This window comes from Acinetobacter sp. YH12039 (assembly GCF_013420015.1).
Classification (GTDB): Bacteria; Pseudomonadota; Gammaproteobacteria; order Pseudomonadales; family Moraxellaceae; genus Acinetobacter; species Acinetobacter amyesii.
Genome location: NZ_VOZA01000004.1, coordinates 128,165 through 153,838 on the forward strand (window position 1 = coordinate 128,165; position 25,674 = coordinate 153,838).

Here is a 25,674-nt window from a genome sequence, read left to right on the forward strand (position 1 = left end):
AGTACGCAGCGGTACAACAACAAGATGAATAAACCTCAAAGTCTTGCACTTTGAATCATAGAGAACCGGATAGGAATTGTCGTCATGAAGACACTAGAACAAGCATATCGTGATTTTAATTTTGAAAAGATGGTTACAGAACAATTGGTCGGTACGCCAAGTTCAATCAATGCTTATGATGAATGTTGTGGGCGCTATGTTGGGCAAAATCGAACTGCGCTGATCTGGGAAGGTAAAAATGGTGAATCTGAGCAATGGACTTTTGAGCAATTAGATTTAGCTTCTGCACAATTGGCAAATTATTATCAGCGCATTGGATTGAAAGCAGGTGATTGCATTGCAGGTCTTTTACCTCGCACAGCAGAGTTGTTGATCACCGTATTGGCAACATGGCGTATAGGGGCAATTTATCAACCGTTGTTTACTGCATTTGAGTCCAAAGCGATTGAACATCGAGTGCAAACTGCGGGAACAAAGCTGATTGTAACCAACACTGAGCAACGATCAAAACTCAATCATATTGATTTACCGCATATTTTAACTGTACATGCCGATCAAGCAATTCAGACAGATCCTGACTTTTGGTCAGAGTTGCAATTGCATGACGCCACATTTAACTCAGTTCCCCGTTCATTTGACGATGAATTTTTAATGATGTTTACCTCAGGGACGACCGGTTTAGCCAAGTCTGTACCTGTGCCACACAAAGCGTTATTGGCATTTAAAGGGTATATGACACATGCGGTTGATTTGCGTGATGAAGATTCATTTTGGAATTTGGCAGATCCGGGTTGGGCTTATGGTTTGTACTATGGAATTGCAGGGCCATTAAGTTTAGGACACAGCATTATTATGGATGAACGTGCTTTTAGTGTTGATCATGCACTTCAAGTCATCAAAAAATATAAAGTCAGTAATTTGACCGGTTCTCCAACGGCTTTTCGTATGTTCTTTGGCTTCAAAGAAAAATTTGACGCATCCATAAAATCACATTTACGGGTTGTGAGTAGCGCAGGTGAGCCGCTAACGCCTGAAGTGATTCAATGGTTTAATCACGACTTAAACGTCAATATTTATGACCAATATGGACAAACGGAACTTGGAATGGTGATTGCAAATCATCATGCCTTAGAACACTACAAAAAAGTGGGTTCAGCCGGTTTTGCTATACCGGGTCATCGTTTCGCGGTGCTCAATAAAGACTATCAAGAAATTGAACGCGGTGGCATTGGAACATTGGCATTAGATTGGTCGCAATCTCCACTCATGTGGTTTACAGGCTATGGTGGCAATAACCGTAAAGCCTTTGTCGGGAACTACTATTTAACCGGTGATACCGTTCGTTTAAACGAAGAAGGCGGCATTGATTTTGTAGGTCGTGCAGACGATGTCATTACAACGTCAGGCTATCGTGTAGGGCCTTTCGATGTGGAAAGCACATTATTAGAATGTGAAGAGGTTTTAGAGTCGGCAGTTGTTGGTAAGCCTGATCCTGAGCGGACTGAATTGGTCAAAGCTTTTGTGGTATTGAAACCACAATATCAAGCAAGTTCTGAACTCATGGATAAACTACAAGCCTATGTACGATCTCGTTTATCCAAGCATGCTTATCCAAAAGAAATTGAATTTGTGGATGGGTTGCCTAAAACATCGAGTGGAAAAATCCAACGTAATTTGTTGAAGCAACAAGAAGTGGCCAAAGCGCAATTAATTCAAAAGGTCAGTTGAGTCAATTTATATACGCAAAAAAGGCTGCTTGATGCAGCCTTTTTGAAATTGATATTTGAGCTTGTGAAACCATTCATTCGAGATCATATATGCACTTGACTAACTATGGGACAATCCAAATTAACCTAAAATTAAAGCATTCATTCAAATCTATAAAATCATTTATTTTAAGTTCAGGGTATTATGTTCAGTATCAAGTTCTTGAGTTTTACCCGTTAAATTGCCCTTCAAAACTTTGAATAAATGGGTGACTTTATTGTCTTTGACATTCCAGAATTCTGCACTAATAGGATTAGCTATCAAAACGCGAACAGTAGGATCAGTCTTGCCATCGAACCAGTTTTCAGCCCAAGGATTCCATAATTTATCGATTAGGGCCGCATCTGTACTGATTTCTCCATGAGCACTAATTGATACATAAATATCGTCTGAAGGTTTAGCGAATGCTAATCCAAGATGATTACGACCTGCATTGACTGCCTCTACAAGGTCATTGTTTTCTTTCATAAGAAAATAGATATTTTCATGCTCATTCATCTTATCAGAATTAAGCATGGTCATAGGTTGAGAATGAATTTCTTGCTTGTCAGTGACATGGCTAATCATGGTGAAACGCACGTCTTTAATGAGTTTCCATAATTTTTGTCGCTGATCTTGTTCAATGTATTCTTGTGACATTTTTATTCTCCACTTTTAAGTAATCACTTTGGGGTAAAGGGGTAAATATGACTGAGCACAAAGTATTTGAATAATGTGTGTTAGCTCATAAGTTTATCGAACATATTGTGTCAGCAATTTAATTCTCACTGAATTCATATATATACCTACGGATTAAATCTCTTTGCATACGTAAACGCTTAAAATGTCTTGAATTAAGTTTTATTTTTTGAGGTTAAGGTAGAAAAGAATCATTAAAATGAACCTAATATAAGCAGCTCTAGTGCAACTAAATATGTTTAAAAATATAACTATATTTTTTATTTATTATTTTTAAAACATGTATACGCTATACCTCTATGATGTTCCTACATACTAAGGTGTTTGAGATACTGTTTTTTAAATAGTGTAATTGAAGATACGCTAACTGAGAAAAATGTCATGTCTACAGAGCATTTATTCTAACTTTAAGCTGTATATTGTCTTGCTCAAATAGCCGGGTGTTTTTACACTGTTTCGGGTTTGTAGCCGAATAACATTTGATGGATAACGGTGTTTTAATCTTTTGCGTGCGGTATAAACTCGCCTATTTTTTATGCTTGACGAATTTTAATAAGGAAATACTTTGTCTACGTTTAAATCGAATGAATCAACATCTGAATTTGAATTAAGTGATGATGAAATGCATTTATACAGCCGTCAAATATTGCTTGATGGATGGGACATCGATGCGCAAGAGAAGCTAAAACTTGCCAATGTACTCATCGTGGGGTGTGGTGGGATTGGGTGTACCACAGCCGAATTATTGGCACGTGCAGGCGTCGGACAAATCACTTTGATCGATGCAGATCGCATTGAAATCAGTAATTTGCAACGACAAATCGCGTATATCGAACACGATGTAGGTTTTTATAAAGCTGAAATTTTGGCTAAACGTTTACAAGCGATTAACCCGTATATCCGTGTGCAAAGCTATACCTCAAAATTAGATGAAAGCAATGCAAAGGCATTGATTTCACAGCAAGATTTGGTTCTCGACGGTTGTGATAATTTCAGTACACGGTATTTGGTTAACGCAAGCTGTGTGGAAAATAATGTGGCGCTGATTAGTGCTTCAGCGATCGGCTTTCAAGGGCAGTTATTTATGGTTGAAGCCGATGCTGCCTGTTATGAATGTTTATTTCCAAAAGAACAGCATGCCAATGAAAGTTTGCGCTGTGCAGACTCGGGTGTACTTGCAACTACACCAAATGTTATGGCAAGTTTGCAAGCACATCATGCCTTGCTCTATTTGGGTTTAGGGACGACAGCACTGAAACAAAAGCTTTTGTTGTGGGATGGTCGGTCAATGAAGCAAAAAATTCTCGCTTTTGAAAAAGATCCCGATTGTCCAATCTGTCAGGCAAGATAAAGCAGCAAGCCCTTATTTTTTTGCTACACTCCCGTTAATTATTTTTTTCTAAGACATTATGAAAAACAATATCTGGTTAGATGGAATTCGCTCGGTTGCCCGAATGGGTGAGACCGCAGTCGTTGCGGCGAAAGCCGGCTTTAAATATGCAACTGAAAAACCAAGTAACGCAAAACTCATGCGTGAAACTTTTGAATCGCTAGGTTCAACCTATATTAAATTAGGTCAATTTATTGCCAGTACACCTTCTTTATTTCCGCGTGAATATGTAGAAGAGTTTCAAGGCTGTTTAGATCAGACACCGTCATTGCCGTTTAGTTATGTGCAGCAGGTATTGGCTTCAGAATTTGCTGGCCGTAATTTAGATGAAATATTTGCTTCAATTGATGAAAAGCCTTTGGCTTCTGCATCGATTGCACAGGTACATGCCGCTAAATTGGTCAGTGGTGAAAATGTTGTTATCAAGGTGCAAAAGCCGGGTGTCGAGACGATTCTCTATACAGATTTAAATGTCTTACATTGGGCTACTAAACTGGTTGAAAAAGCTGTACCCAAAGTCAAATTTGCTTCACTTGCAGATATTGTTGAAGAAATTAAAGTTCGCATGGTACGTGAAGTGGACTTTATTGAAGAAGCTCAAAATCTTGACGACTTTGTGAATTATCTGAACGTAACTCAAAACAAAGCCGCAACAGCACCAAAGGTTTATCACCAATATTCAACACGTCGTGTCTTAACCATGGAACGTTTATACGGCGTGCCATTGACCGATTTTGACGTGGTCAAGAAAGTCGCTAAAGATCCATCGCAAGTTTTGGTGACAGCGATGAATACATGGTTTGGCAGCTTGATGTTATGTAATAGTTTCCATGCAGACTTACATGCAGGCAACCTGATGCTGCTTGAAGATGGTCGAGTTGGATTCATCGATTTTGGTATCGTGGGCCAGTTGAAACCTGAAGTGTGGACAGCATGTATTGCGTTTATGGATGCCCTACAAAAAACTGACTACAACTTGATGGCTGAAAATATGCTGAAAATGGGCATGACGGCTGTCAAAATTGACACACAAGTCTTAGCTGCCGACTTAGAACGCTTATTTAGCGGTGTGCTTTTGGCCGATCCGCAAGAGTTATTAACCTCGAATCCTGCCGATTTGAATGACATCATGATGGATATGGTACAAGTCGGAGAGCGTCATGGTATTCGCTTCCCACGTGACTTCGCTTTATTATTCAAACAAATGTTGTACTTCGATCGCTTTATGCGCATCCTTGCGCCATATACCGATATTTATGCAGACCAGCGTATTCAGATGGTGCAGACTATGGATCCTAATTTATTGTTGAAGCAATAATTTAGCCGCAAGATATAAATAAAATCCTCTTGCTTAAACAGGAGGATTTTATCGATGTTTAAGATTTTATTTTGAGTGTAAGAATGGACGCAATTATCATTGAAGGTTTGAAAGTTGAAACTGTAGTCGGCTGTTTCAATTGGGAGCGTCAGATTATTCAGCCTTTGATGCTCGACCTCAATATTCAAACCAGTTTAGCGCAGGCGGCTCAGTCAGATGAGCTTGAAGATACCTTGAATTATGCTGAAATTTGCGAAATATCAGCCAAAGTCATTCAAACTGCTCAACCTAAATTGATCGAACATGCAGCAAAACTGGTGATTGATGCACTTTTTGCTACCTATGACAGCATTGAATCTATTATGATTAGCATCCGGAAGCCTGCCATTATCGCGCAAGCCAATTCTGTAGGAATTCGTCTTGAACGCCACCGAAACGATTTTCGCCCTAGCTCTGGCGAGTAATTTCAATCCCAAGCCGCATTTTCAACAGGCTTTACGTCAAATTCAGGCTTTGGGTCATGTTGAATTTTCCAAAATTTATGTGATTCCTTGTCGTGATGGCATTGGGGCGGATTATTGGAATGCAGCTTGTTTGGTGAAAAGCAGTTTATCTGTAGATGAAATCAGCACCTTACTGAAAAAAATGGAAGCAGACTCAGGTCGTGTTCGTCCGTCTCATAATATCGCTTTGGATCTGGATCTGATCGCGTGGGGCGAAAGCTTAGCGCACATGCAATTTAATCCGAAAAAACTGCCTTTAGCACTCGATGTTAAAATACCAATGTTCGACATTTGGAAAAATGAAATGTTTGAACATCCAGCACATCAATTTCCTATGGTGAGTTGCCAAAAAGTTTTAGTGGATTGAGCGAATGAAACGAAATGTTTTCAATGCACATGAGTGATATTTCAAACTGACCTTAAATACGCTAGATAAACAATAACAAAAATATTCAAATCCTGTCATGGTATGCGCTAGCGTATAGGCTGTCGCAGGATTACATTATCTTTTTAGCTTCAAAATAATGATATGAACTGGACTGATCTGATTCAGCACTATGGCTATATTGCGATTTTTATTGGCACATTGTTTGAAGGAGAAACAGTGCTGATGATTGGCGCCTATGCCGTCCATCAACACATACTTCATTTTCCAATGTTGATTGCGGTGGCGATGCTAGGCAGTTTTATTGGCGATCAGTTTTATTATCAAATGGGCGCTCGCTATGGGCAAAAACTTATCCAGTCGAATGCAGAATTTGCACAAAAATTCGATCGTGCGAGCCAGTTTATTGAATGTTATCCTATTTTGACCATTTTATTTATGCGCTTTGCTTGGGGTTTTAGAACTATTTTACCTATTGCAGTCGGTGTGCGTGCTTATCCTGTTTGGAAATATGTGCTGATTAATCTAGTTGCCTGTTTTATTTGGGCGATGTTGGTCGCAATGATTGGCTTCCAAATCAGTCATTATTTACATCTATTTGGGGCGAAAATGCTGCCTTATCATCAAGATATTTACATCGTTATTGCCGTTATTTTATGTATCGTATTCTTCCGTGTGCTCTATACGGTGTTGAAGTGGTGGTGTAAGCATCATCAACATTGATAAAGTGCAAGTGGTTGATCTGATAAAGTCGTCAAAACATAATCAAAAGATTTAAAGGGATATTTAGTGAGAGCAATATGGGCTTAGGTTATGGTGCGGGTGCGGGAGGTTTCCTTATTATTTGCTTTGCGATTTTGGTGCTATTTATCGTCATTGCGATTTGGTTGAGTTGGAATAATTGGTATAAAAAGCAAAAAAATCGACCATATAAAGTAAATGCGGCACTTAAAATTGGTTTATCTGGCGTATTGTTTTTCCCTTTATTTGTTGCAGTAACGCTTGGATTGTTCGTGATTTCAGATCTTATTTCTGACTATGCAGAGTTGCAGCATCAAAAGAAAATTCATATACAGTTGCAGGAACCTTTAAACTTTGGAGAGGTTGTACTGCCTGAAGGCACGTGGATTAACCGATCATTTGAAACCGACTATACTCTGGAACAGATGACTGATATTCGTCAAGGTTTGACATCGGCTCGTTTTCCACAGCCGATTCAAATAGCTGGATTTGATGTTATTGCATTTGAGCTGCATCGCCATTTATTGCTTGAGTTGGCACATGATCAAACCGTTATGATGAATAACCAAAAAGTAATTTGTCCGGCAGGATGGCTGCTTGAGTTAGGTGGAGCAGGTTATCCGTCCACTGCACAACGTTATAGTTTGAATTTTGATTGGTTTACACCAAGTCGATGGCAGCCTATAAACTGTTTTGATGGTGAAGGAATTATTGTATTAAAGTCAAAAGATTTCTCATAAAAAAGCCTGCATCATTGCAGGCTTTTTTTTCACTATTTATAAAACTTAGCGACAATCATTAGAAAATCATTAAATGTAATAACTGGTTTTGGTCATCAGCTTTGAAATACCAGTCATGGCAATACGAACTGGAACAGGAAGGTCTACACCACCTGCATTGAGTGCTGTATCACGGTGATGCAGCTCATCTTCATTCATTTGCACTAAGATTTTACGTGAACGTTCGTCTTGTTCAGGAAGTTGGCGGATGTGATCTTCTAAATGCAGGCTCACTTGACGCTCAGTTTCAGCGACAAAACCTAGGCTGTATTGATCACCGGCAATACCTGCCAATGCACCCATCCCAAAAGAAAGGCCGTACCAAACAGGGTTGAGCAGACTGGTATGGCTGTCTAATTCTTTTAAGCGGTCTTCACACCAAGCCAAATGATCTTGTTCTTCAATCGCAGCTTGTTCCATTTCACGGCGTACATTTGGAAGTTTCGCGGTGAGGGCTTGGCCATGATAAAGCGCTTGAGCACACACTTCACCACTATGGTTGACCCGCATTAGACCTGCCACATGGCGTGCTTCGCTGACTGCAAGTTGCGTTTTTTCAGCAACAGACGGGTTTTCACGATGTGCAGCCGTTGCTCCGGGAACTAAACTACGTAAGGCCTGATCAAATGAGTGAATAAGTTTGTCGACACCTGTAAATTGACGCATGGATTAATCCTCCAGAGAGACTTGCGTAGTTTGAAGCAAAGGTTTGATGCGTAATAGCAGCCAAATACAAAAGATTGCACTGAGCACTGCGGTTATACAAAAAAGTATCTTAATATCAATCTTTAAAACACTCAGAATGATAATTGAAAATATAGCAGAAGATACCATAAATACCGCATTTAAAATGTTGTTTGCGGCAACGACTCGCGCACGATGTGAGCGTGGAGAGTAAGCTTGCATCATTGCATAGAGCGGAACGATGTAAAAACCACCACTAATACCCAATAAAGTCACGGCAATCATGACATGGTAATAGCCCCAACCTTGATGAAAAACTTCTGAAAGGGTAATAAGTGGGCCAGTTTGAGTCGGGACAAGCGTTAAACTAAGTGCTAAATACAGTGCAAATACCGTTAAACCTACAGCACCGATTGGAACCATCTTAATATTGACTTGGGTGCCGCCCAATTTACGACAAAGCAATGAACCCACGCCCACACCGACAGAGAAAAAGGTCAATAGCAAGCTAACGACATTTTCAGAAGCATGTAGGTTTTGCTGAGTCATTTGTGGAATTTGAGTGAGGTAGGTTGCACCATAAAACCAATACCACGAGTTCCCCAATAAAATGGTAAAAATCAGCGGTAAACTTTTGGCATATTTCATCGTTTGGTAACTGGTACGGAAAAAGTTCCAATCGATTTTTAAATCCGGTGTTGTGACATTTTGCTTAAGAATAAAACGACTGGTGATATAACCTAAAATAGCGATGGTCATCACTGTCAGGCTGATCCACATTAAATTGCCTTGTGATGAAGCAATCACAGCACCACCCAAGATCATCCCGAATAAAATCGCCATAGATGTTGCAGATTGGAAGAGCGCATTGCCTGACATCAGCTCATTGGGCTTTAAAATTTCAGGCAAAATCGCATATTTGATTGGACCAAAAAATGTCGAATGGATCCCCATCAAAAATAACGCCAGCAATAATAACCATAAATGACCGGTCAGAAAGCCAATACTGCCGATGATCATGATGATAATTTCTAAAATTTTGATGCCACGGACAAGTTGTGAACGTTCAAACTTATCTGCGATCTGTCCCGCTGTCGCTGAAAAAATAAAGTAGGGTAAAATAAACAATAATGCAGCCAGATTGTTTAGCGTGCTGATGGGTAATGCCTGTTGTTGGATTAATCCATAGGTGATGACCAACAATAAAGCCTGTTTGTAGACATTGTCATTGAGGGCCCCAAAAAATTGGGTCAAAAACATAGGCAGGAAGCGGCGTGTACCTAGCAGATGTTCGTTGTTATTCATAAGCGTCTTGCTACATTAAGTTTTATTAAGAAATGTGAGTGATTGGTAAAATCTCTAAAAAAATCATGTAATATGTTTTTGAGTTTGGGGATGGCGAAAAACCAATAGATATAAGATCTTTAGCTCTACATCTGATTGACTAAGTCCATTACATAATGAAATTTGTTAGAGTTTGCTATGCCTGCAAAAATCAAGTTTAAAAAAACAATGCTTCATCACAGTATGGCTCACTGCATACGACAACATCATAGCAATAAAAGCCTATATATGAGCATCTTTTTGACCTTGTGTGCTCAGCATAGTTTCGCCCAAACTCCCGCGGAAACTGTTCCAACCTCTGCAGATACAAAAGCAGAGATTGTTACTGAAATCAAGAATGAGGCTGTAAAGCAAGGGCTGTCGACGCCTGAAGCAATTGAAAAAATTGAAAATATAAATGAGCCGGAAGAATCTGTTGATAGCATGAAAATGCTGCAAGAACAGCAGCAAGCAGGAACTCAACTACAAGAATTTAAACCCATTGAGTTTGAAGATTTAGAAAACTTACCCGTGACACCTGTTGATCAAAACATGGCGAATGAAATCTTCCAAGTTGCTGAAGAAGCCAAACGTCAAGCGCAGGAGTACCGTGCAACACAGCAAACAGAAGTTGCTGTTGCAGATATTACCCAAAAAGAGTTAACGGAAATTAACCAAGCGCCAGTCAATATTGATCAGCTCATGGGTGAAATTCGTTCGGATAATGAAATTACCGCGACACGAAATGAAAATGCCAATACTCTGCAAGAGCTGCATAACCCAACAGTTGAGGATGATGCAGAGCCGGGTATTTTCAAGCGCTTATTATATAAAGTACGTCCGCCACGTCAGATGAACACGGCAAAAGTGCCACGAATTAGTGCGGATGTTGAAATTACATCAGCACATAATACCAGTCAAACGTCGAGTAAAGCCTACGGTGCGGCACTGGAAGATCTCAAAGCCAATATTAAAGGCAAGCTTTCAAGTTTTACTCAAGAATCCTTTAGTGATTTTCCATCGGCTTTGCCTCAATTACGTAGCTTGTCCAATCAAGCCGCGCAAGCCGTGGGTTTCTATCAATCTGAATTCAAATTTGAAAAAGTGTCTGACAGCAAAGTTCGTGTATTGGTTACACCAAATACGCCTGTGCAAATTGAAAAACAGAATGTTGAATTTTCTGGGGCTGGGGCGAACCAAGCTCAGTTTCAGGTGATTGGTGTTTTACCAGATCAGGAAGAAGGTGACATTCTTAATCATGGTAAATACGAAACCACGAAAAGCCGAATCAATGAGGCAGCGACCAATAACGGTTACTTCGACTCGTATTGGCGTTTACATGATGTAAAAGTGGCGCAACCGCAAAATACTGCCGATATTAATTTGCGCTTTGAGACGGGCGAGCGTTATAAGCTTGGCGCAGTTGAATTTAGAATGAGCGATCCGAATGCAGAGTTTCCATTGGATCGCGATATTTTAGAAAGTTTGGTGACGTGGAAAGACGGTGCTGACTATACTTTCTGGCGTGTGAATGGTTTGGCCAATAACCTGACCAACTCTCGCTATTTTAACTACACGCTAGTCGATGCAATTCGACCAGACCCGATTGAAAAGCCACTTGAACTACCCCCGGATATTCAAACCTTGGTCGATCAAAATCAGTTGTCAGAAAGTTCACAAGTGGTGAAAGACAAAACTGAAGTGATGTCGAATAAAGAAGTGACGCAAAAAGTGGTCGATGAAGACCAATTTGCGGGGGTGAATGATGCAGAGCAATCCTCTAAATTACGCAGTTTGCAAGATACGCAAGATGCCAAACAAGCAGAACAAGATCGCTTAAAAGCGCAAGCACGCGAAGATAAAAAAGTCCCTGTGATCGTGACACTGAATGCAGACAAGCTGAATAGTGCAGAAATTGGTGCAGGTTTTGGTACTGATACAGGCACACGTGTTCGTGGCCAGTATCGCCGTGCCATTGTAAACAAACGTGGTCATTCTTTTGACGCCAACATGGAAGTATCCAAAATCCGTCAATCGATTGATGGTCGCTATAACATCCCATATAACCATCCATTAAATGACTATGTCAGTTTGGTTGGTGGTTATGAACGTGAAGAACGTGATGATGTCGGTCAAGGTGTTAATCTTTCCATTGAGTCTGCTGTAGCGGGTGTGGACCGGATTATTAAAAACCCCCGTGGTAGTTGGCAGCATACATTTGGTTTACGTTATCGTTTGGACCGTATTACTGATGACGGACTTAATCCTAGTGATGACATTCCAGATGCATTCTTGGTGAATACCAACAATGAACAACAGTCCTTGATGTTTGGCTATGAAATTTCTCGAACCGACTCTGATAAACGTGTGAATCCAAGTAAAGGGATAAAGCAAACCTATAAAGTTGAAGTCGGAAGTGAAAGCTTACTTTCGGATGTTGATATGGCGATCTTGAATGCGGGCTGGCGCTTTATTTATTCATTGGGTGAAAATGATAATCACCAGTTCGTGGGGCGCAGTGATGTAGGTTATATTCTGACAGAGAACTTTGATAAAGTTCCTTATAATTTACGCTATTTTACCGGTGGTGACCAAACCATTCGCGGCTTTGACTATAAGAGTTTAGCGGCTGAAGAAGATGGCTATAAAATTGGTGGTCAAGTTTTGGCAACTGGCTCATTAGAATATAACTACCAATTTAAAGAAGGTTGGCGTGCTGCGGTCTTTAGTGACTTCGGTAATGCGTACGATAAAGACTTTAATACACCGACTGCATATAGCGCAGGTGTGGGGATACGTTGGGCATCGCCAATTGGTCCAATTCGTTTAGATGTGGCTACGGGACTTTCTGACGACAGCAAACCAATTCGTTTACATTTCTTTATTGGTTCACAATTATAATTTTTAGGTGATGTGTTTTTTATGACTGAACAAGAGCAGCAAGAACCAGAAAACGAAACGCCGGTAGAACAACTGCCGAAGAAGCGTCGTATTCTTCGAAGTGTCATTTTGACCTTCGTGTTCGTGCTTATCTTTTTGGTGGCTGCATTAGCAGTTATGTTCTCTACAGACAAAGGCAGTAAGTTTTTACTTGACCGTGTTCTGGAACGTCAGCAAATCATTCACTATGAATATGAAGGTGGTAACCTGTGGCGGGGCATTATTCTACGAAATGTCCTCGTTACGCTAAAACCTGTCGATGTAAAGATTGACCGTGCCGATATTACACTCGGCTGGCGCGCCATTATTAATAAAGAAATTCATTTAAATAAGGCAGATGTTAAAAATCTGCAAATTATTACCAAGACACCGCCAAGCGATCAACCTTTTGCATTTAGTGAAATCCGTCTGCCTTTCGTACTTCGTGTCGATCATGCAGATCTAGATCATATGTTGATTAAAACCCATAGTTCTGGTGTGGATTTCTATGACATTGAATTAAATGAAGCGCTTTGGTCAGGGACGGAATTAAAATTTGAAGATACCCGTATGGATATGGGCTATTTATCTGTGCGCCAAGCCTCGGGGAATATGAAATTTGAAGGCAAGTATCCGCTAAATGCTGTGGGGATTGTTAATTTACCTTCATTACGTGAAAGCCTGAAAATTCATGATATTCAAGTGGTGGCTAAAGGATCTCTTGATACGATTCAAGCCGGTGTGGCAACTCATACGCCTGATCTTTTAACAGGATGGGCAGTGGTCCATCCAATGCGTCCACATGTCCCGATGTTTGGTGCGCTTAAATTTAAAAACTATCATTTACCTTTACTGACTGAGCAAAAGCTCTTTGCTAAAAATGGGCTGGCAAAATTCAAAGGGGATATTCAGCGTCTCAATTTAGATTTAGACACGGACCTGAGCGGGGCCAATATTCCTGAAGGTAAATATACTGCGCTCATGAGTACGGACTTGGTCAACCAACTTGATATTACTAACCTAAATGGTCAAGTGATGGGCGGCGCTGTCAATTTGGGTGGCGTGGTGAGTTGGAAAGATCAGGTCACTTGGGATGTAAGCGGTCGTTTAGATAAAATTAATCCAAAACATAAGCTGATCCCGCAAGTGGTTCAAGATTTTCTACCTGTAAATTTAAACAGTAAGATTGCGTCTAAAGGGACCCTTGAAAAAGGTATGCACCTGACGGCGTTGGTGGATTTTGACCAATATGAAACTTGGAATTTAAAACTTGATCAAGCGCCTGCTAAAAATAATAAAGCTCAGCCGATGCTGATGGATGTGTCTTGGAAAAATATAGACCGTGCAGTGCCATATGTTGGATGGTTGAGTAGTGATTCGGGCAATGTGCAATTGGCGCTTACAGAAGGTCAGCAAAACATTAATGTGGCGACCACCGTGTCAAGACATGAAAAAGGTGCTCTGCCTGCTGGACAATATCAAGCCAAACTGAATCTGAAAAATAACAATCTCAATGTCCCTGCCTTTAGTTATGTGGCCGACAAAGGTCAGCTCAAAGGTAATGCAGTTGTAGAATTGCCTGATCAAAAACGTATGCTGAAATGGCAAGCCAATGTACAAGCACAGCAGTTCAATCCGCAAACCATCGTAGCTGCTGCGCCTGTCGATCAAATTACAGGGTCATTAAAAGCCAATGGTTATGCAAAACCAAATCAACAGATTATTCAGCTGAATAATATTGATTTGTTAGGCCGACTAGCACAGCAAAATGAAACGGTTCATTTAACAGGTCAATCTACTGCTGCGCTGACTTTCCATGATGAGAAACAAGGTGGAGGCTTTAAAGCTTTTGCTGTGAATTATAATGGTGGCCTCAATGCAAGCCAAGTTGCCGCAAGTAAAGGCAGTTTGATTTTCAAAGTATCGGGTACACCTGAATTAATTAAAATAGCCGAGCTACGTCATGATGGCGTGGCAGGTAAAATTTCTGCCAATGGACAAGTTTTACTACAAAAAGCCATTGGTTGGGATATCAATGCATCACTGGTGCATTTTAAGCCGCATTACTTTGCCTCAAATGTACGGGGTGAATTATCTGGAAATTTAAAAACCAGTGGTGTGTGGTCAGATACGCTAAAACGTATTCAAATTGAACGTCTGAATTTGGCAGGTATGATCAATAACAAACCTGTCCGTGGTCAAGGTAACTTGGCGATGGTGATTAATTCAAATCAATCTGGTTTTATGCCAAAACAGTTTGAAGCGAATAATTTACTGTTGGCTTATGCCAATAACCAAATTCAAGCCACAGGTAATGCACAAAATTTACAATTGAAAATTAATGCACCGGTATTATATGAAATTTATGCAGGCCTACGTGGACGTGCTTATGGCTACTTAAATGTTCAAGCACAACCACGACTGCAAGCATCTGCCAATATCGCAATAGATGATTTTGCTTTTAATAATTTATTCAGTGTGAAAAAAATACGGGTGCAAGGCGAGTTGCCAACTTCTGCGACTTCACCAAGTTTATTAACGGCAACGATGGATAATTTACGCAGTAACAACCGTGAGATTGTGAAAGGTCAAATTTCACTAGCAGGAACACGTAATGCGCATTTATTAAAAGTCAGTGCTGAAAATAAATTATCAAAATTTTATGTGCAGTTAGCTGGTGGTTTTAACGCACAAAATAATTGGCTTGGTCAGATTCAAAAAGGCGATTTTGACTCCTTACGTACCCGTCTTGTGCAGCGTCAAAATGCATCGATTATTTACAACACTGCACAGTCTGACTTATTTGTTGGCGCACATTGTTGGATGAGCCAGCAAAGTGAATTATGTTTTGATCAGCCGATTCGTGTGAATAAAAACCGCGGCAATGTATCCTTTGTGACAAAGAACCTAGACTTAAATGATTTTGCAGCATTTATGCCTGAAGGCCTGGCGATTACGGGTAAAGTGAATGGTTATGCAAAAGCGTCTTGGGCGAAAGGTGCAAAACCTAAAATTGATGCACGTTTAGTGACTCGTGACGGTTTACTTGGTTTAGCAGCTGAAGATCCACAGTATTTAGCATCCACTTTAAAATATGATGAAGTTGGCTTGATGGCGAAAAGTGTCGCTGAAGGGCTACAAATTCGACTCGATACCAAAGCCCCAGATATTGGTACAGGTTATGCCAATATTATTATTGATCCGTATAAAGCCAATAAACCGATCCGTGGTGAAGTGGCCTTTAACCAAGTTCAATTGAAAATCTTAAAACCATTTATACAAGATGTCCGTTCAATGGGCGGTACGTTGTCTTATGCGGCAAAAATTAGCGGAACATTGTCACAGCCTTTAATGGATGGTGAGATTCGAGTGAAAAATGGCTCGATTAGCATGATTTCATTGCCTGTGAACTTGACCAATATTCAGTTGTATTCTGCTGTACGTCAAAACCATGCGACGATTGATGGTGCATTTAACAGTGGGCGTGGTGTGGGCAAATTAACCGGAAATATTGACTGGAAAAATGATCCACGTATCCAGTTGAATTTAACGGGTAATGAAATGTTAGTCCGTCAAGCGCCATTGATCACCGCTGTTGTAACGCCTGATTTATCTTTAGATGTGCTGCCTTTCAGTAAGAAATTAACCTTAAAAGGTAAAATTGATGTGCCGCGTGCATTGATTTCGATGCCAGAATCGTCTGCAACAGTGGTTGGGGTATCTTCAGATGTACGTGTGGTACATGAAGGTGATAACCAACTTGAAATCTTAAAATCGGCACGTCCTTGGGATATTCGCGCAGATGTACAGGTGAACATTGGTAATCAAGTGATTTTCCAAGGTTTTGATAGCCGAATTCCGTTGATTGGTCGTTTGAATTTGACACAACGTGGTTTAGAAACAGCAATGCGTGCCAATGGTGCAATCGGTGTTTCTCAGCGTGTGAAAATCGAAGCTTATGGTCAAAGTCTGGACTTGAACCGTGCGATTGCCCGTTTTAATGGACCATTGGCAAACCCAACTTTAGATATCGATGCCAATAAAGCCGTGCAAGGTAGTACTGTTGGGGTTCGTGTGACGGGTACGGCATCAAGTCCTGCGATTCAGGTGTATAACGATGCAGGTCTATCTGAACAAGAAGCCTTAAATGCTTTAATTACAGGTCGTATCAATGAAGGAAGTTCAGGTTTAAGTCAGGCGGAAGGTTTCCGTTCTGATGTGAACAACACGATTGCTGCAGCCGGTATTAGTATGGGCTTGGGTGGTACACGTGCATTGACCAATCAAATTGGTCGTACATTTGGTCTGAGTGGTTTGGCATTGGATGCTCAAGGAACAGGAGATGATACTCAGGTTTCTGTGACGGGTTATATCACACCTGACTTATTCATTCGTTATGGCGTCGGAGTATTTACACCTGTGAATAAATTGACCTTACGTTATCAAATGAATCAACGTTTGTACTTGGAAGCGAGTCAGTCTTTAGAGCGTGCAATCGACTTGTTCTATAACTGGCGCTTCTAAGAGAAGTCAAAATTTGAGTATAAAAAACGCAGCTTAGGTTGCGTTTTTTATACAAATGATGAGCTGAGAAATCAATCTTTAAACGTATCATTCAGTGCCTGTTGTACTGCTTCAACACGAGTCTTGCAGGCTTTATAGGCTTGCATCGACTCTTCAACGATTTTCATAAGATTATCAATGTCGGGTTCTTGCTGAGATTCGAGTAATTCAGCATTACGTTTTAAAACTTCATAGCCTTCTTTAAAACTTAGTGTATCAGTCGTCATGATTTTTTACCTGTATATGTTGAATGTCAGCCGTGATGACACCGTCTTGCATTTCAATTTCAATCGGTGAATGCGTTGAAGGCTGAAGATTTTTCGTTGCACGAATGGCGTGACCTTGCTGTCGGACGATGGCATAACCTTTGGAAAGCACATGAGCAGGGTTTTGCAGTAAAGTCTCACGCATGAGTATTTCAATATTCTGCGTAGCTGTTTTAAGTTGTAACTGAGCAAAATAAGCAGTGTTATCTTGGTATTGTTGTAATAGCTGAGTTGAGTCATTGATTTGACTCTGTGCCAAGGTCTTTATGACTTGTAGTAACTGATCATTTTGACTTTGATATAGAGCAATTTGATGTTGTGAGCGTAGTTGAATGCTTTGTAATGCCTCTAAAACTTCCTGAGTTCGCTCAACAATATGATTACGAATCCCCCCAATCACTTTACTCGGGGTGTCGAAAGAACGATGTGCAATTTCATCTAAGATCGTACGGTCTTTTTCATGGCCGATACCGACCCAAATTGGCACGCTACGCTTAGATAGAAGTACAGCCAAATCATAATCATTCAGATAAGCAAGATCGTTAACAGCACCGCCACCACGAATAATCACGATCAAATCTGGCGCAGTTTGAAAGTCATTGGCCCACTGTCTTAAACCCAGTGCTAAAGCATCTCGAATACTTTGTGCTGCGGTATTTCCTTGAAAGGTGGCAGCATGATAGACAAATTCACACACGCCAGCATGTTGTAGTGCATCTGCATCTTTTTTAAAGTCACCTAAGCCTGCTGCATTTTCAGGTGCGATAACCAAGACATGCTGAATATCAAATGGCGTAGGCAAGTTTCGATTTTTATGAATCAGACCTTCGCTGGTGAGTTTCTCTAAAATTTGTTGATAACGTCGAGCCAGATCACCCAAAGTATAACTCGAATCAATTTCTTCGATATTGACCGAAAAACCATACTGCGGGTCAAATTTGGCACGCACTTTAACCAAGACATTTAAGTCGCGACTGAGCTCAATGCCGCTTTCACGTTCAAATTTTCCGACAACTTTATTTGCGGTAAATTTCCAAATTGTGGCCTTACAACTGGCAATGACTTTATCGCTTTCTTGTTCTTTTTCAGCTAATTCTAGATAGTAATGTCCACCTTTGATGTTTAAATTTCGAATCTCGGCTTTGACCCACACGGCATCATCAAAAGCCAACTGAATGACTTCTTTGACCGCAGATAGGTATTCGCTCAGCGTTAATTGAACATCAGACATAATTTAAAATAGGAGAATATAAAAATGAATATTCATTTAAATACTAAATAAATATTCAGCAATTGCAAATGATCATTTCGGTTAAAACAATAGAAGGACTAAGCGGCGCTACAACATAGCGTTTCAATCAAACGTTTTATTTCACACGGAGCAGTTCGTTCCAATTACTCAGGTAAGCGGGGGAACACAGATTTTTTTTCATCCGCCATGTTGCAGCATCGTCCTGCGCTAAGCCGATCGAGACAAAATGATGCCCAAATTTTTTTTGAATATCGTCGATGGTGTCGGACAGTTTCAAACGGCTTTGTCTTAACGCCATATCGCAAAACAAATCTGGGGTAAAGTTTTGTTTTGGAATGATTTCTAATAACACCACACCGGCTTTTTTATATTTAAATCCTGCTTTAAAGATTTTTTCGACGGCACGCGTTGCTGCTTGGGTGATACTAATTAAGTCATCGGTATGCTCATTCAGTGTAATGGCCAGATAAGGTGCGTATTTTTCAGCAGAATTAAAGCGACTCGTTTGAATAAAAACTCCCACCATACGACATAGAGAATGATCTGCTCTTAAACGTGTGACGGCTCGCGCGATATATACACGAATAGAGGCCTTAATATCTTCCAGTTCGTAGACAGGCTGACCATAGGAACGACTACTGATAATTTGCTGTTTGCTCGGTGCTTCTTCTTCAATAGACAGACAAGATAGACCTTGCAGTTCCAAGACGGTTTTTTCCATCACCACACTAAATTTTTTTCGAATATCTTTAGGCTGTGCATTGATCAGATCTAAAACATAATGAATGCCAAGCTGATTCAGGGCTTTTGTATGATTGCGACCGACGCCCCAAACTTCATTGACTGGTGTCTGCGCAAGGAGTTGTTCTGAGGAACAAGGGTCCATTTCAACTAAATTGCACACACCGTTCAAATAAGCATTTTTTTTGGCAAAATGGTTGGCCATTTTGGCTTCCGTTTTAGAGCGACCAATCCCGACACAGCAGGTTAAACCTAGCCATTTTAGGATCGTATCTCGTATTTCTTTGGCATATAGGCTTAAATCGAACAGTTCTTGATAGGCAGTGAGATCTAAAAAACACTCATCGATCGAGTAAACTTCACGGTCTTCGGGGACGACATACATGCCTAAAATATTCATAAATCGATTAGACATTTCGGTGTAGAGAGCATAGTTACTCGACAACACCTGAACATGATGTTGTTGGATTAAATCTTGAATTTGATAGACCGGCACAGCCATTTTAATCCCAAGGTCTTTGGCTTCCTGACTTCGTGATACAACACAGCCATCGTTATTGGACAGCACGACGACAGGGACATTATTGAGCTTTGGGTTAAAGACACGCTCACAACTGACGTAGCAGTTGTTGAGGTCAACTAACGCAAATATTTTATTTTCAGCTTTCATGACGAATTCTTGTGTTTAGGTGTGTGATGAGCGCTTATAAAATTGCTTTAAATTAAAGGTCACAACACCCTGAACAACGATAGATTCGCTATCTGAAGGGATAATATGCGCATAGGCTGGATTTTCTGCTTTTAGCCAAATTTTGGGTAAGACTTTATTGGGGTCACCAAAAATGTCGGCAATTTCTTCTTTTGACATTTTTGCGGTGATCATCAATCGCTTTAAGGTGATTTCACGATTATCAATCAGTGCAACCACGATATCGCCATGTTTGGCTTCTAAGCTACGATCGACTAAAAAAGTATCATTAATTTCAAAGCCGGCATTGAGTAAAGACTCGCTATCGACATGCGCAATAAATGTAGCGAGCGGGTTAATTACCAAATAATCATTTAGGTCTAAGACTTTTTCAAAAACATCTTTATTGGCGAAAGCTGGGCCAGCAGGAATACGTTCCAAGGCAACGGGAAGTTCAATACGGGTATTTTTCTGAACAGGCTGAACATTGAGCGAAGAATCCAAAAATGGATCTTTAGATGGTTCTTGAGATTGCTGTTCAAGCAGGGCATTGATGGTGGAACTGGGTTTGCCATCTTCGCCCATGAGCTGTTGTAAAGACGACCAAGCTTGGTCCGAAAAATAAATCGGCAGTTTTTTTGACATATTTTGCTCCTACGCAACGTGGCGTGTTTGAAGAAAATTACTTTTTTAGCATACGCGTTGGGCAGGTCAAATTTCAAATTTATAAAACCTTTAAAATCAAAACTGCGACAAGTTGAGTCGTTTTAAATATTTCAAAAATCATCATCGGCTCAAAGAAAATGGCGTGCTGTATTTTGAACCAAGGGCATATTGCTACCCAAGCGCAGAAAGCAGAAGGATTGCTAAAAATTGCAATAAACAACTCGTTTATTTGCCATAAACTTGATAAGTTAAATTTTTATATTCAGAAATAGACATGATGAAAAATATATGGATTTTAGCTGCACTGACAGCATTTATGGCGGGTTGTAGCACAACACAGCAAACTGAAAATACACCAGAAAAAATTGGTATGGCAAATCCAGCCAGCCAATATTGTGTAGAGCAAAAAGGTAAACTTGAAATTCGTGATGAAGCAAATGGTCAGGTAGGGTATTGCCATCTGCCAAACGGGCAAGTGGTTGAAGAGTGGGTATTATTCCGTAGTAGCCAGACCCAATGTGTTGCTGATAAGGCAAAGACGTTGATTGGCCAAGCAAAATTGACAGAAAATCAGATCAAGGCGATTAGCCAAGCTCAAATTGTCCGTCTAGTCAAACCTGGGCAGCCAGTGACAATGGATTATCGTGTAGAGCGTGTCACCGTCACTGTAAATCCAATCAATCAAAAGATTATTCAAGCAACTTGCGGTTAATTCAAACGCATAAAAAAGGTCCGAAAGGGCTTTTTTTGTTTGTTCGGCTGCGACTAATTTAAATGACAAATCCATTACGATCTTTTATATTGCCCCTCGTAAGGAGAAGTTCATGAAAAAGTTATTTGCTTTATCCGTTATGGTGGCTTTGGTCGGCTGTGCTGAGAAAAAACCATTAACCCCTGAAGAGCAGTGGCAGGGTTACTGCCGCAGTGTAGGTAATGCTGCACGTACGATTATGTTAGATCGTCAAAATGCAATTGAAAAAGACAAAGCAGTTGAGCATGCCAGCAAGATTGAGGATGAAACCACCAAAGGCTTTATCCTGAACATCATTGATGAAGTTTATGCCTTGCCGCAAGCTGAGATTAATGCTGATGTTGAAAAAGCACGTGAAAAAATTCGTGCTGAGTTTACTGAAAAATGTATCGCAACACCGCATACCGAAATGCCAGATTACAAACCGTTCTAAGGAACGGTTTTTTTATGCGAGAAAAAGCGTAAAGCGAAATCTAAAGGCTGTATTCATCAGCGAGTAGTTACAGCGGGGCAACTATCCGTCGTTTAGCCATATGATTGAGTTCATACTTATTTCGCGTATGCATATTTCTCTTAGGGTCATCTTGAGCATGAGATGCTTAAAGATTTAAAAATAGCCTAAGCAGAGCGGAATACAAATTGTGACAACTTGCTAAATCATAAATATAGAAAAGCAAATCTTTTTAATGAATAATGAAATGGAGAATAAAAAACAGTAGAGGAGCAGAATATGGACGTTATAGGTTATATGCATCACTCAGATCTACTCCTAGAAGATGGACAAGGCGTAGCAATTATCGGTGGTGGGAACTACGTGCTCAGCATCGGAGATAAAGTCACTTTACGCCAAAAAGTAGATGAATTTTCTCAGCGTTATTTGGTTGATATCAGCTTTGCAAGTAATCAACATCAAACCACATGTCAGGACGAATGGTGTCTCAGATTTACAGGCGATCGAGCAGAACTTCAGCAATATATCGCTGCAACCACTGTCCACTAAGGTGGAATATCCAACACAGATAAAAACAGGCAACATTTAGTTGCCTTTTTTTTGATGGTTAATTTTAGTCAAAAGTTAATATGCGCAAGAAAAGCGTGTTCTAAGTATTGATTTTGCTTAATGTATAAACGATATGAGGATCATTTATTTATAAAATAACGGGCATCACGAAGAAACACTTGTAGTGCATTAACTTTTAACTGGAATTTTAGTAAAATTTAGCAGTCCATATTATTTGCGTAGCTTTATTTAAAGCAGGAATGCGTAAATAATTTTTTAAAAAAGAGGAATAACACCGTGCTAGAAGCTTACCGCCAACACGTTGAAGAACGTGCCGCACTCGGAGTCCCACCGAAGCCACTTGACGATGCTCAAACAGCTGCATTAGTTGAATTATTAAAAAACCCACCAGCTGGCGAAGAAGCATTTTTAGTTGATTTACTAGAAAACCGTGTTCCAGCGGGTGTTGACCAAGCTGCATACGTTAAAGCTGCTTTCTTAGCTGCTTTGGCAAAAGGTGAAGCGACTTCTCCACTAGTAACTAAAGAACGTGCGGTTTACCTACTAGGTACTATGCTTGGTGGTTATAACGTTGCTCCTTTAGTTGCACTTCTTGATGATGCAGAGCTTGCTGAATTAGCTGCTGACGCACTTAAGAAAACTCTTCTTGTATTTGATGCCTTCCACGACGTTGCTGATAAAGCAAAAGCGGGCAATGCGAATGCACAAGCAGTTATGCAATCTTGGGCAGATGCTGAATGGTTCACTAGCCGTAAAGACGTTCCTGAAGAAATCAAACTTACAGTTTTCAAAGTAACTGGCGAAACTAACACAGACGACTTGTCACCTGCACAAGACGCGTGGAGCCGTCCAGACATTCCGTTACATGCTAACGCAATGCTTAAAAACGTACGTGACGGTATCAATCCAGAAGTTCCTGGCGAAGTTGGTCCACTTAGCCAAATCAAAGAGCTTATCGCGAAAGGCAACCAAGTTGCTTACGTAGGTGACGTTGTTGGTACTGGTTCTTCTCGTAAGTCAGCAACTAACTCTGTACTTTGGTTCTTTGGTGATGAAATTGCTCACATTCCGAACAAAAAAGACGGTGGTTACTGCTTAGGTTCTAAAATTGCTCCGATTTTCTTCAACACTATGGAAGATGCTGGTGCATTGCCAGTAGAAATCGATGTTCAAAACATGAACATGGGCGACGAAATCACGCTTAAAATTGACCACGCTGCTGCTAAAGTAACTGCGTTCAAAGACGGCGCTCAAATCGCTGAATCTGAACTTAAAACACCAGTTCTTCTAGACGAAGTACGTGCAGGTGGCCGTATCAACCTTATCGTTGGTCGTGGTTTAACAACTAAAGCTCGTGAAGCTCTTGGTCTTGCACCTTCAACTTTATTCCGTACTCCAGTTCAACCTGCAGCTACTGGTAAAGGTTTCACTCAAGCTCAAAAAATGGTTGGTCGCGCTTGTGGTCTTCCTGAAGGTCAAGGTGTACTTCCAGGTACTTACTGCGAACCTAAGATGACTACTGTTGGTTCTCAAGATACAACAGGTCCAATGACTCGTGACGAACTTAAAGATCTTGCTTGCCTAGGCTTCTCTGCTGACCTAGTTATGCAATCTTTCTGTCACACAGCTGCGTATCCAAAACCAGTTGACGTTCAAATGCAACACTCGCTTCCTGATTTCATCATGAACCGTGGTGGTGTATCACTACGTCCAGGTGACGGTATTATTCACTCTTGGTTAAACCGTATGCTTCTTCCAGATACAGTTGGTACTGGTGGTGACTCACATACTCGTTTCCCAATCGGTATTTCTTTCCCTGCGGGTTCTGGTCTTGTAGCGTTTGCTGCTGCAACTGGCGTTATGCCACTAGACATGCCTGAGTCTGTACTTGTTAAGTTCAAAGGTAAAATGCAACCTGGTATCACTCTACGTGACCTAGTACATGCGATTCCTTACGTTGCGATCCAACAAGGTGACTTAACTGTAGAGAAAAAAGGTAAGAAAAACATCTTCTCTGGCCGTATCCTTGAGATCGACCTTACAGAAATGGAAACTGACCTTACTGTTGAGCAAGCGTTCGAACTTTCTGACGCATCTGCTGAACGTTCTGCTGCTGGTTGTTCTATCACGCTTTCTGAAGAGAAAGTTGCTGAATACCTTAAATCAAACATTACTATGTTGAAATGGATGATTTCTGAAGGTTATGGCGATGCTCGTACTATGGCGCGCCGTGTAGAAAACATGGAGAAATGGTTAGCGAACCCAAGCCTAATCAAAGCAGATCCAGATGCTGAATACACTAAAGTGTATGAAATTGACCTTTCTACAATTACTGAACCAGTTCTTTGCTGCCCGAACGACCCAGATGACGCTAAATTGCTTTCTGACGTTGCTGGTACAAAAATTGACGAAGTATTCGTTGGTTCATGTATGACTAACATTGGTCACTTCCGTGCGGCTGGTAAACTTCTAGACAAAGTTCCTGGTGGTTCTTTATCTACTCGTCTATGGTTGGCTCCTCCAACTCGTATGGACGAACGTCAATTGATGGAAGAAGGTTTCTACAACATCTATGGTAAAGCTGGCGCTCGTACAGAAATGCCAGGTTGTTCATTATGTATGGGTAACCAAGCACGTGTAGCTCCGAACACTACTTGTGTATCGACTTCTACTCGTAACTTCCCGAACCGTTTAGGTCAAGGCGCAAACGTTTACTTAGCTTCTGCTGAGCTTGCTTCTGTTGCTGCTGTACTTGGTAAATTACCAACTCCAGCTGAGTACCAAGAATACGCAGCTCAAATTGATAGCATGTCTGCAGACATCTACCAATACTTAAGCTTCGACAAAATGGGCGACTATACTGACGCTGCTAAAGACGTTGATACTAAGAAAATTGCTGCTGCTCAATTGTCTTAATTGATTAAGTAGTTAATAAGAAAATCCCACGTCATGTGGGATTTTCTTTATTTAATAGAATCTTACTAATAATAAAACTGTAATTTAGAAATTGGCCTTATGAAACTAAAGAATTTATCTTTTATATTAGATTTCTTTCATAAGTCATTTTTCACTCAGCTCCAAGTTATAAATTCCAGCAATTAGATTGAATCTTAATGCTAGTCTTTTGCCTCGATTGCGATATCGCTCAGCAAGAATTTTGAAGGTTTTCAAACTGCCAAATACATGCTCAATTCCAATTCTTCTTTTATTGATTTCCTGATTATAGATTTTTAGTTCGG

At 40.5% G+C, this 25,674-nt stretch carries 21 protein-coding genes; 13 read left to right on the forward strand and 8 right to left on the reverse strand.

Annotated elements, in window-relative coordinates; genetic code table 11:
- The first annotated feature begins 84 nt into the window (after window positions 1-84).
- Complete coding sequence (locus FTT98_RS03455; protein ID WP_180176993.1) at window positions 85-1,728, forward strand: AMP-binding protein; 1,644 nt, start codon at window positions 85-87, stop codon at window positions 1,726-1,728.
- A 162-nt stretch (window positions 1,729-1,890) separates the two neighbouring features.
- Here FTT98_RS03455 and FTT98_RS03460 read toward each other — a convergent pair whose 3' ends face one another.
- Window positions 1,891-2,406, reverse strand: a complete 516-nt coding sequence (locus tag FTT98_RS03460) for a pyridoxamine 5'-phosphate oxidase family protein (protein WP_078193950.1) — start codon at window positions 2,404-2,406, stop codon at window positions 1,891-1,893.
- Window positions 2,407-3,067: 661 nt separating this feature from the next.
- On the opposite strand from FTT98_RS03460, the gene FTT98_RS03465 reads away from it, so the two are divergent.
- From FTT98_RS03465 to FTT98_RS03490, 6 genes are all read left to right on the forward strand, one after another.
- Entirely contained in the window at window positions 3,068-3,796 is a 729-nt protein-coding gene (locus tag FTT98_RS03465; RefSeq protein ID WP_180177002.1) for a HesA/MoeB/ThiF family protein, read from the forward strand.
- 58 nt (window positions 3,797-3,854) lie between these two features.
- Window positions 3,855-5,153 carry an AarF/ABC1/UbiB kinase family protein gene (locus FTT98_RS03470; RefSeq protein WP_078193949.1) on the forward strand — a complete coding sequence of 433 codons (1,299 nt, stop codon included), beginning with the start codon at window positions 3,855-3,857 and terminating at the stop codon, window positions 5,151-5,153.
- Between the two features lie 83 nt (window positions 5,154-5,236).
- Window positions 5,237-5,617, forward strand: a complete 381-nt coding sequence (gene folB, locus FTT98_RS03475; protein ID WP_180004951.1) for a dihydroneopterin aldolase — start codon at window positions 5,237-5,239, stop codon at window positions 5,615-5,617.
- The gene (locus FTT98_RS03480; protein ID WP_078193947.1) at window positions 5,574-6,023 is read left to right on the forward strand and encodes a 2-amino-4-hydroxy-6-hydroxymethyldihydropteridine diphosphokinase; all 450 of its coding nucleotides are present in this window, start codon (window positions 5,574-5,576) and stop codon (window positions 6,021-6,023) included. The genes folB and FTT98_RS03480 overlap by 44 nt, the downstream gene beginning before the upstream one ends.
- Before the next feature lie 162 nt (window positions 6,024-6,185).
- Window positions 6,186-6,764 (forward strand): DedA family protein, encoded by a 579-nt coding sequence (locus tag FTT98_RS03485; RefSeq protein ID WP_257230179.1) that lies wholly within the window; start codon window positions 6,186-6,188, stop codon window positions 6,762-6,764.
- A gap of 77 nt (window positions 6,765-6,841) precedes the next feature.
- Window positions 6,842-7,522 (forward strand): hypothetical protein, encoded by a 681-nt coding sequence (locus FTT98_RS03490; RefSeq protein WP_168377721.1) that lies wholly within the window; start codon window positions 6,842-6,844, stop codon window positions 7,520-7,522.
- Window positions 7,523-7,591: 69 nt separating this feature from the next.
- On the opposite strand, the gene coq7 is transcribed toward FTT98_RS03490, so the two are convergent.
- Together coq7 and FTT98_RS03500 are read right to left on the reverse strand one after the other, a co-directional pair.
- Window positions 7,592-8,227, reverse strand: a complete 636-nt coding sequence (gene coq7 / locus FTT98_RS03495) for a 2-polyprenyl-3-methyl-6-methoxy-1,4-benzoquinone monooxygenase (RefSeq protein ID WP_168377720.1) — start codon at window positions 8,225-8,227, stop codon at window positions 7,592-7,594.
- Between the two features lie 3 nt (window positions 8,228-8,230).
- On the reverse strand, window positions 8,231-9,550 hold the full coding sequence (locus FTT98_RS03500; protein WP_168377719.1) for an MFS transporter: 1,320 nt from the start codon (window positions 9,548-9,550) through the stop codon (window positions 8,231-8,233).
- Between the two features lie 177 nt (window positions 9,551-9,727).
- Here FTT98_RS03500 and FTT98_RS03505 point away from each other — a divergent pair, with 177 nt between their 5' ends.
- Both FTT98_RS03505 and FTT98_RS03510 read left to right on the forward strand, forming a co-directional pair.
- Entirely contained in the window at window positions 9,728-12,469 is a 2,742-nt protein-coding gene (locus FTT98_RS03505; RefSeq protein WP_180176994.1) for an autotransporter assembly complex family protein, read from the forward strand.
- Between the two features lie 21 nt (window positions 12,470-12,490).
- Window positions 12,491-17,011: a translocation/assembly module TamB domain-containing protein gene (locus FTT98_RS03510; protein WP_180176995.1), complete on the forward strand. Its 4,521-nt coding sequence runs from the start codon at window positions 12,491-12,493 to the stop codon at window positions 17,009-17,011.
- 71 nt (window positions 17,012-17,082) lie between these two features.
- On the opposite strand, the gene xseB is transcribed toward FTT98_RS03510, so the two are convergent.
- From xseB to FTT98_RS03530, 4 genes are all read right to left on the reverse strand, one after another.
- The gene (gene xseB / locus FTT98_RS03515; protein ID WP_078188551.1) at window positions 17,083-17,277 is read right to left on the reverse strand and encodes an exodeoxyribonuclease VII small subunit; all 195 of its coding nucleotides are present in this window, start codon (window positions 17,275-17,277) and stop codon (window positions 17,083-17,085) included.
- On the reverse strand, window positions 17,267-18,547 hold the full coding sequence (gene xseA, locus FTT98_RS03520; RefSeq protein WP_180176996.1) for an exodeoxyribonuclease VII large subunit: 1,281 nt from the start codon (window positions 18,545-18,547) through the stop codon (window positions 17,267-17,269). Before xseA ends, xseB begins: the two co-directional genes overlap by 11 nt.
- A 136-nt stretch (window positions 18,548-18,683) precedes the next feature.
- Window positions 18,684-19,979 (reverse strand): Y-family DNA polymerase, encoded by a 1,296-nt coding sequence (locus tag FTT98_RS03525; protein WP_180176997.1) that lies wholly within the window; start codon window positions 19,977-19,979, stop codon window positions 18,684-18,686.
- Window positions 19,980-19,994: 15 nt separating this feature from the next.
- Window positions 19,995-20,642 carry a LexA family transcriptional regulator gene (locus FTT98_RS03530; protein WP_180176998.1) on the reverse strand — a complete coding sequence of 216 codons (648 nt, stop codon included), beginning with the start codon at window positions 20,640-20,642 and terminating at the stop codon, window positions 19,995-19,997.
- Window positions 20,643-20,940: 298 nt separating this feature from the next.
- On the opposite strand from FTT98_RS03530, the gene FTT98_RS03535 reads away from it, so the two are divergent.
- From FTT98_RS03535 to FTT98_RS03550, 4 genes are all read left to right on the forward strand, one after another.
- Window positions 20,941-21,375 carry an I78 family peptidase inhibitor gene (locus tag FTT98_RS03535; RefSeq protein ID WP_373685120.1) on the forward strand — a complete coding sequence of 145 codons (435 nt, stop codon included), beginning with the start codon at window positions 20,941-20,943 and terminating at the stop codon, window positions 21,373-21,375.
- A 112-nt stretch (window positions 21,376-21,487) separates the two neighbouring features.
- Window positions 21,488-21,847: a hypothetical protein gene (locus FTT98_RS03540; protein WP_078188547.1), complete on the forward strand. Its 360-nt coding sequence runs from the start codon at window positions 21,488-21,490 to the stop codon at window positions 21,845-21,847.
- A gap of 297 nt (window positions 21,848-22,144) precedes the next feature.
- Window positions 22,145-22,414, forward strand: coding sequence for a hypothetical protein (locus FTT98_RS03545; protein ID WP_180177000.1), 270 nt, complete (start codon window positions 22,145-22,147; stop codon window positions 22,412-22,414).
- A gap of 297 nt (window positions 22,415-22,711) precedes the next feature.
- Entirely contained in the window at window positions 22,712-25,351 is a 2,640-nt protein-coding gene (locus tag FTT98_RS03550) for a bifunctional aconitate hydratase 2/2-methylisocitrate dehydratase (protein WP_180177001.1), read from the forward strand.
- 144 nt (window positions 25,352-25,495) lie between these two features.
- Here FTT98_RS03550 and FTT98_RS03555 read toward each other — a convergent pair.
- Window positions 25,496-25,674, reverse strand: a 179-nt coding sequence (locus FTT98_RS03555; RefSeq protein WP_180003507.1) for a transposase, incomplete at its 5' end; no start/stop codon positions are given.

Coding starts and splice junctions, on each gene's coding strand:
- FTT98_RS03455 (WP_180176993.1), top strand. CDS start 85: ATGAAGACACTAGAACAAGCATATCGTGATTTTAATTTTGAAAAGATG.
- FTT98_RS03460 (WP_078193950.1), bottom strand. CDS start 2,406: ATGTCACAAGAATACATTGAACAAGATCAGCGACAAAAATTATGGAAA.
- FTT98_RS03465 (WP_180177002.1), top strand. CDS start 3,068: ATGCATTTATACAGCCGTCAAATATTGCTTGATGGATGGGACATCGAT.
- FTT98_RS03470 (WP_078193949.1), top strand. CDS start 3,855: ATGAAAAACAATATCTGGTTAGATGGAATTCGCTCGGTTGCCCGAATG.
- folB (WP_180004951.1), top strand. CDS start 5,237: ATGGACGCAATTATCATTGAAGGTTTGAAAGTTGAAACTGTAGTCGGC.
- FTT98_RS03485 (WP_257230179.1), top strand. CDS start 6,186: ATGAACTGGACTGATCTGATTCAGCACTATGGCTATATTGCGATTTTT.
- FTT98_RS03490 (WP_168377721.1), top strand. CDS start 6,842: ATGGGCTTAGGTTATGGTGCGGGTGCGGGAGGTTTCCTTATTATTTGC.
- coq7 (WP_168377720.1), bottom strand. CDS start 8,227: ATGCGTCAATTTACAGGTGTCGACAAACTTATTCACTCATTTGATCAG.
- FTT98_RS03500 (WP_168377719.1), bottom strand. CDS start 9,550: ATGAATAACAACGAACATCTGCTAGGTACACGCCGCTTCCTGCCTATG.
- FTT98_RS03505 (WP_180176994.1), top strand. CDS start 9,728: ATGCCTGCAAAAATCAAGTTTAAAAAAACAATGCTTCATCACAGTATG.
- FTT98_RS03510 (WP_180176995.1), top strand. CDS start 12,491: ATGACTGAACAAGAGCAGCAAGAACCAGAAAACGAAACGCCGGTAGAA.
- xseB (WP_078188551.1), bottom strand. CDS start 17,277: ATGACGACTGATACACTAAGTTTTAAAGAAGGCTATGAAGTTTTAAAA.
- xseA (WP_180176996.1), bottom strand. CDS start 18,547: ATGTCTGATGTTCAATTAACGCTGAGCGAATACCTATCTGCGGTCAAA.
- FTT98_RS03525 (WP_180176997.1), bottom strand. CDS start 19,979: ATGAAAGCTGAAAATAAAATATTTGCGTTAGTTGACCTCAACAACTGC.
- FTT98_RS03530 (WP_180176998.1), bottom strand. CDS start 20,642: ATGTCAAAAAAACTGCCGATTTATTTTTCGGACCAAGCTTGGTCGTCT.
- FTT98_RS03535 (WP_373685120.1), top strand. CDS start 20,941: ATGAAAAATATATGGATTTTAGCTGCACTGACAGCATTTATGGCGGGT.
- FTT98_RS03540 (WP_078188547.1), top strand. CDS start 21,488: ATGAAAAAGTTATTTGCTTTATCCGTTATGGTGGCTTTGGTCGGCTGT.
- FTT98_RS03545 (WP_180177000.1), top strand. CDS start 22,145: ATGGACGTTATAGGTTATATGCATCACTCAGATCTACTCCTAGAAGAT.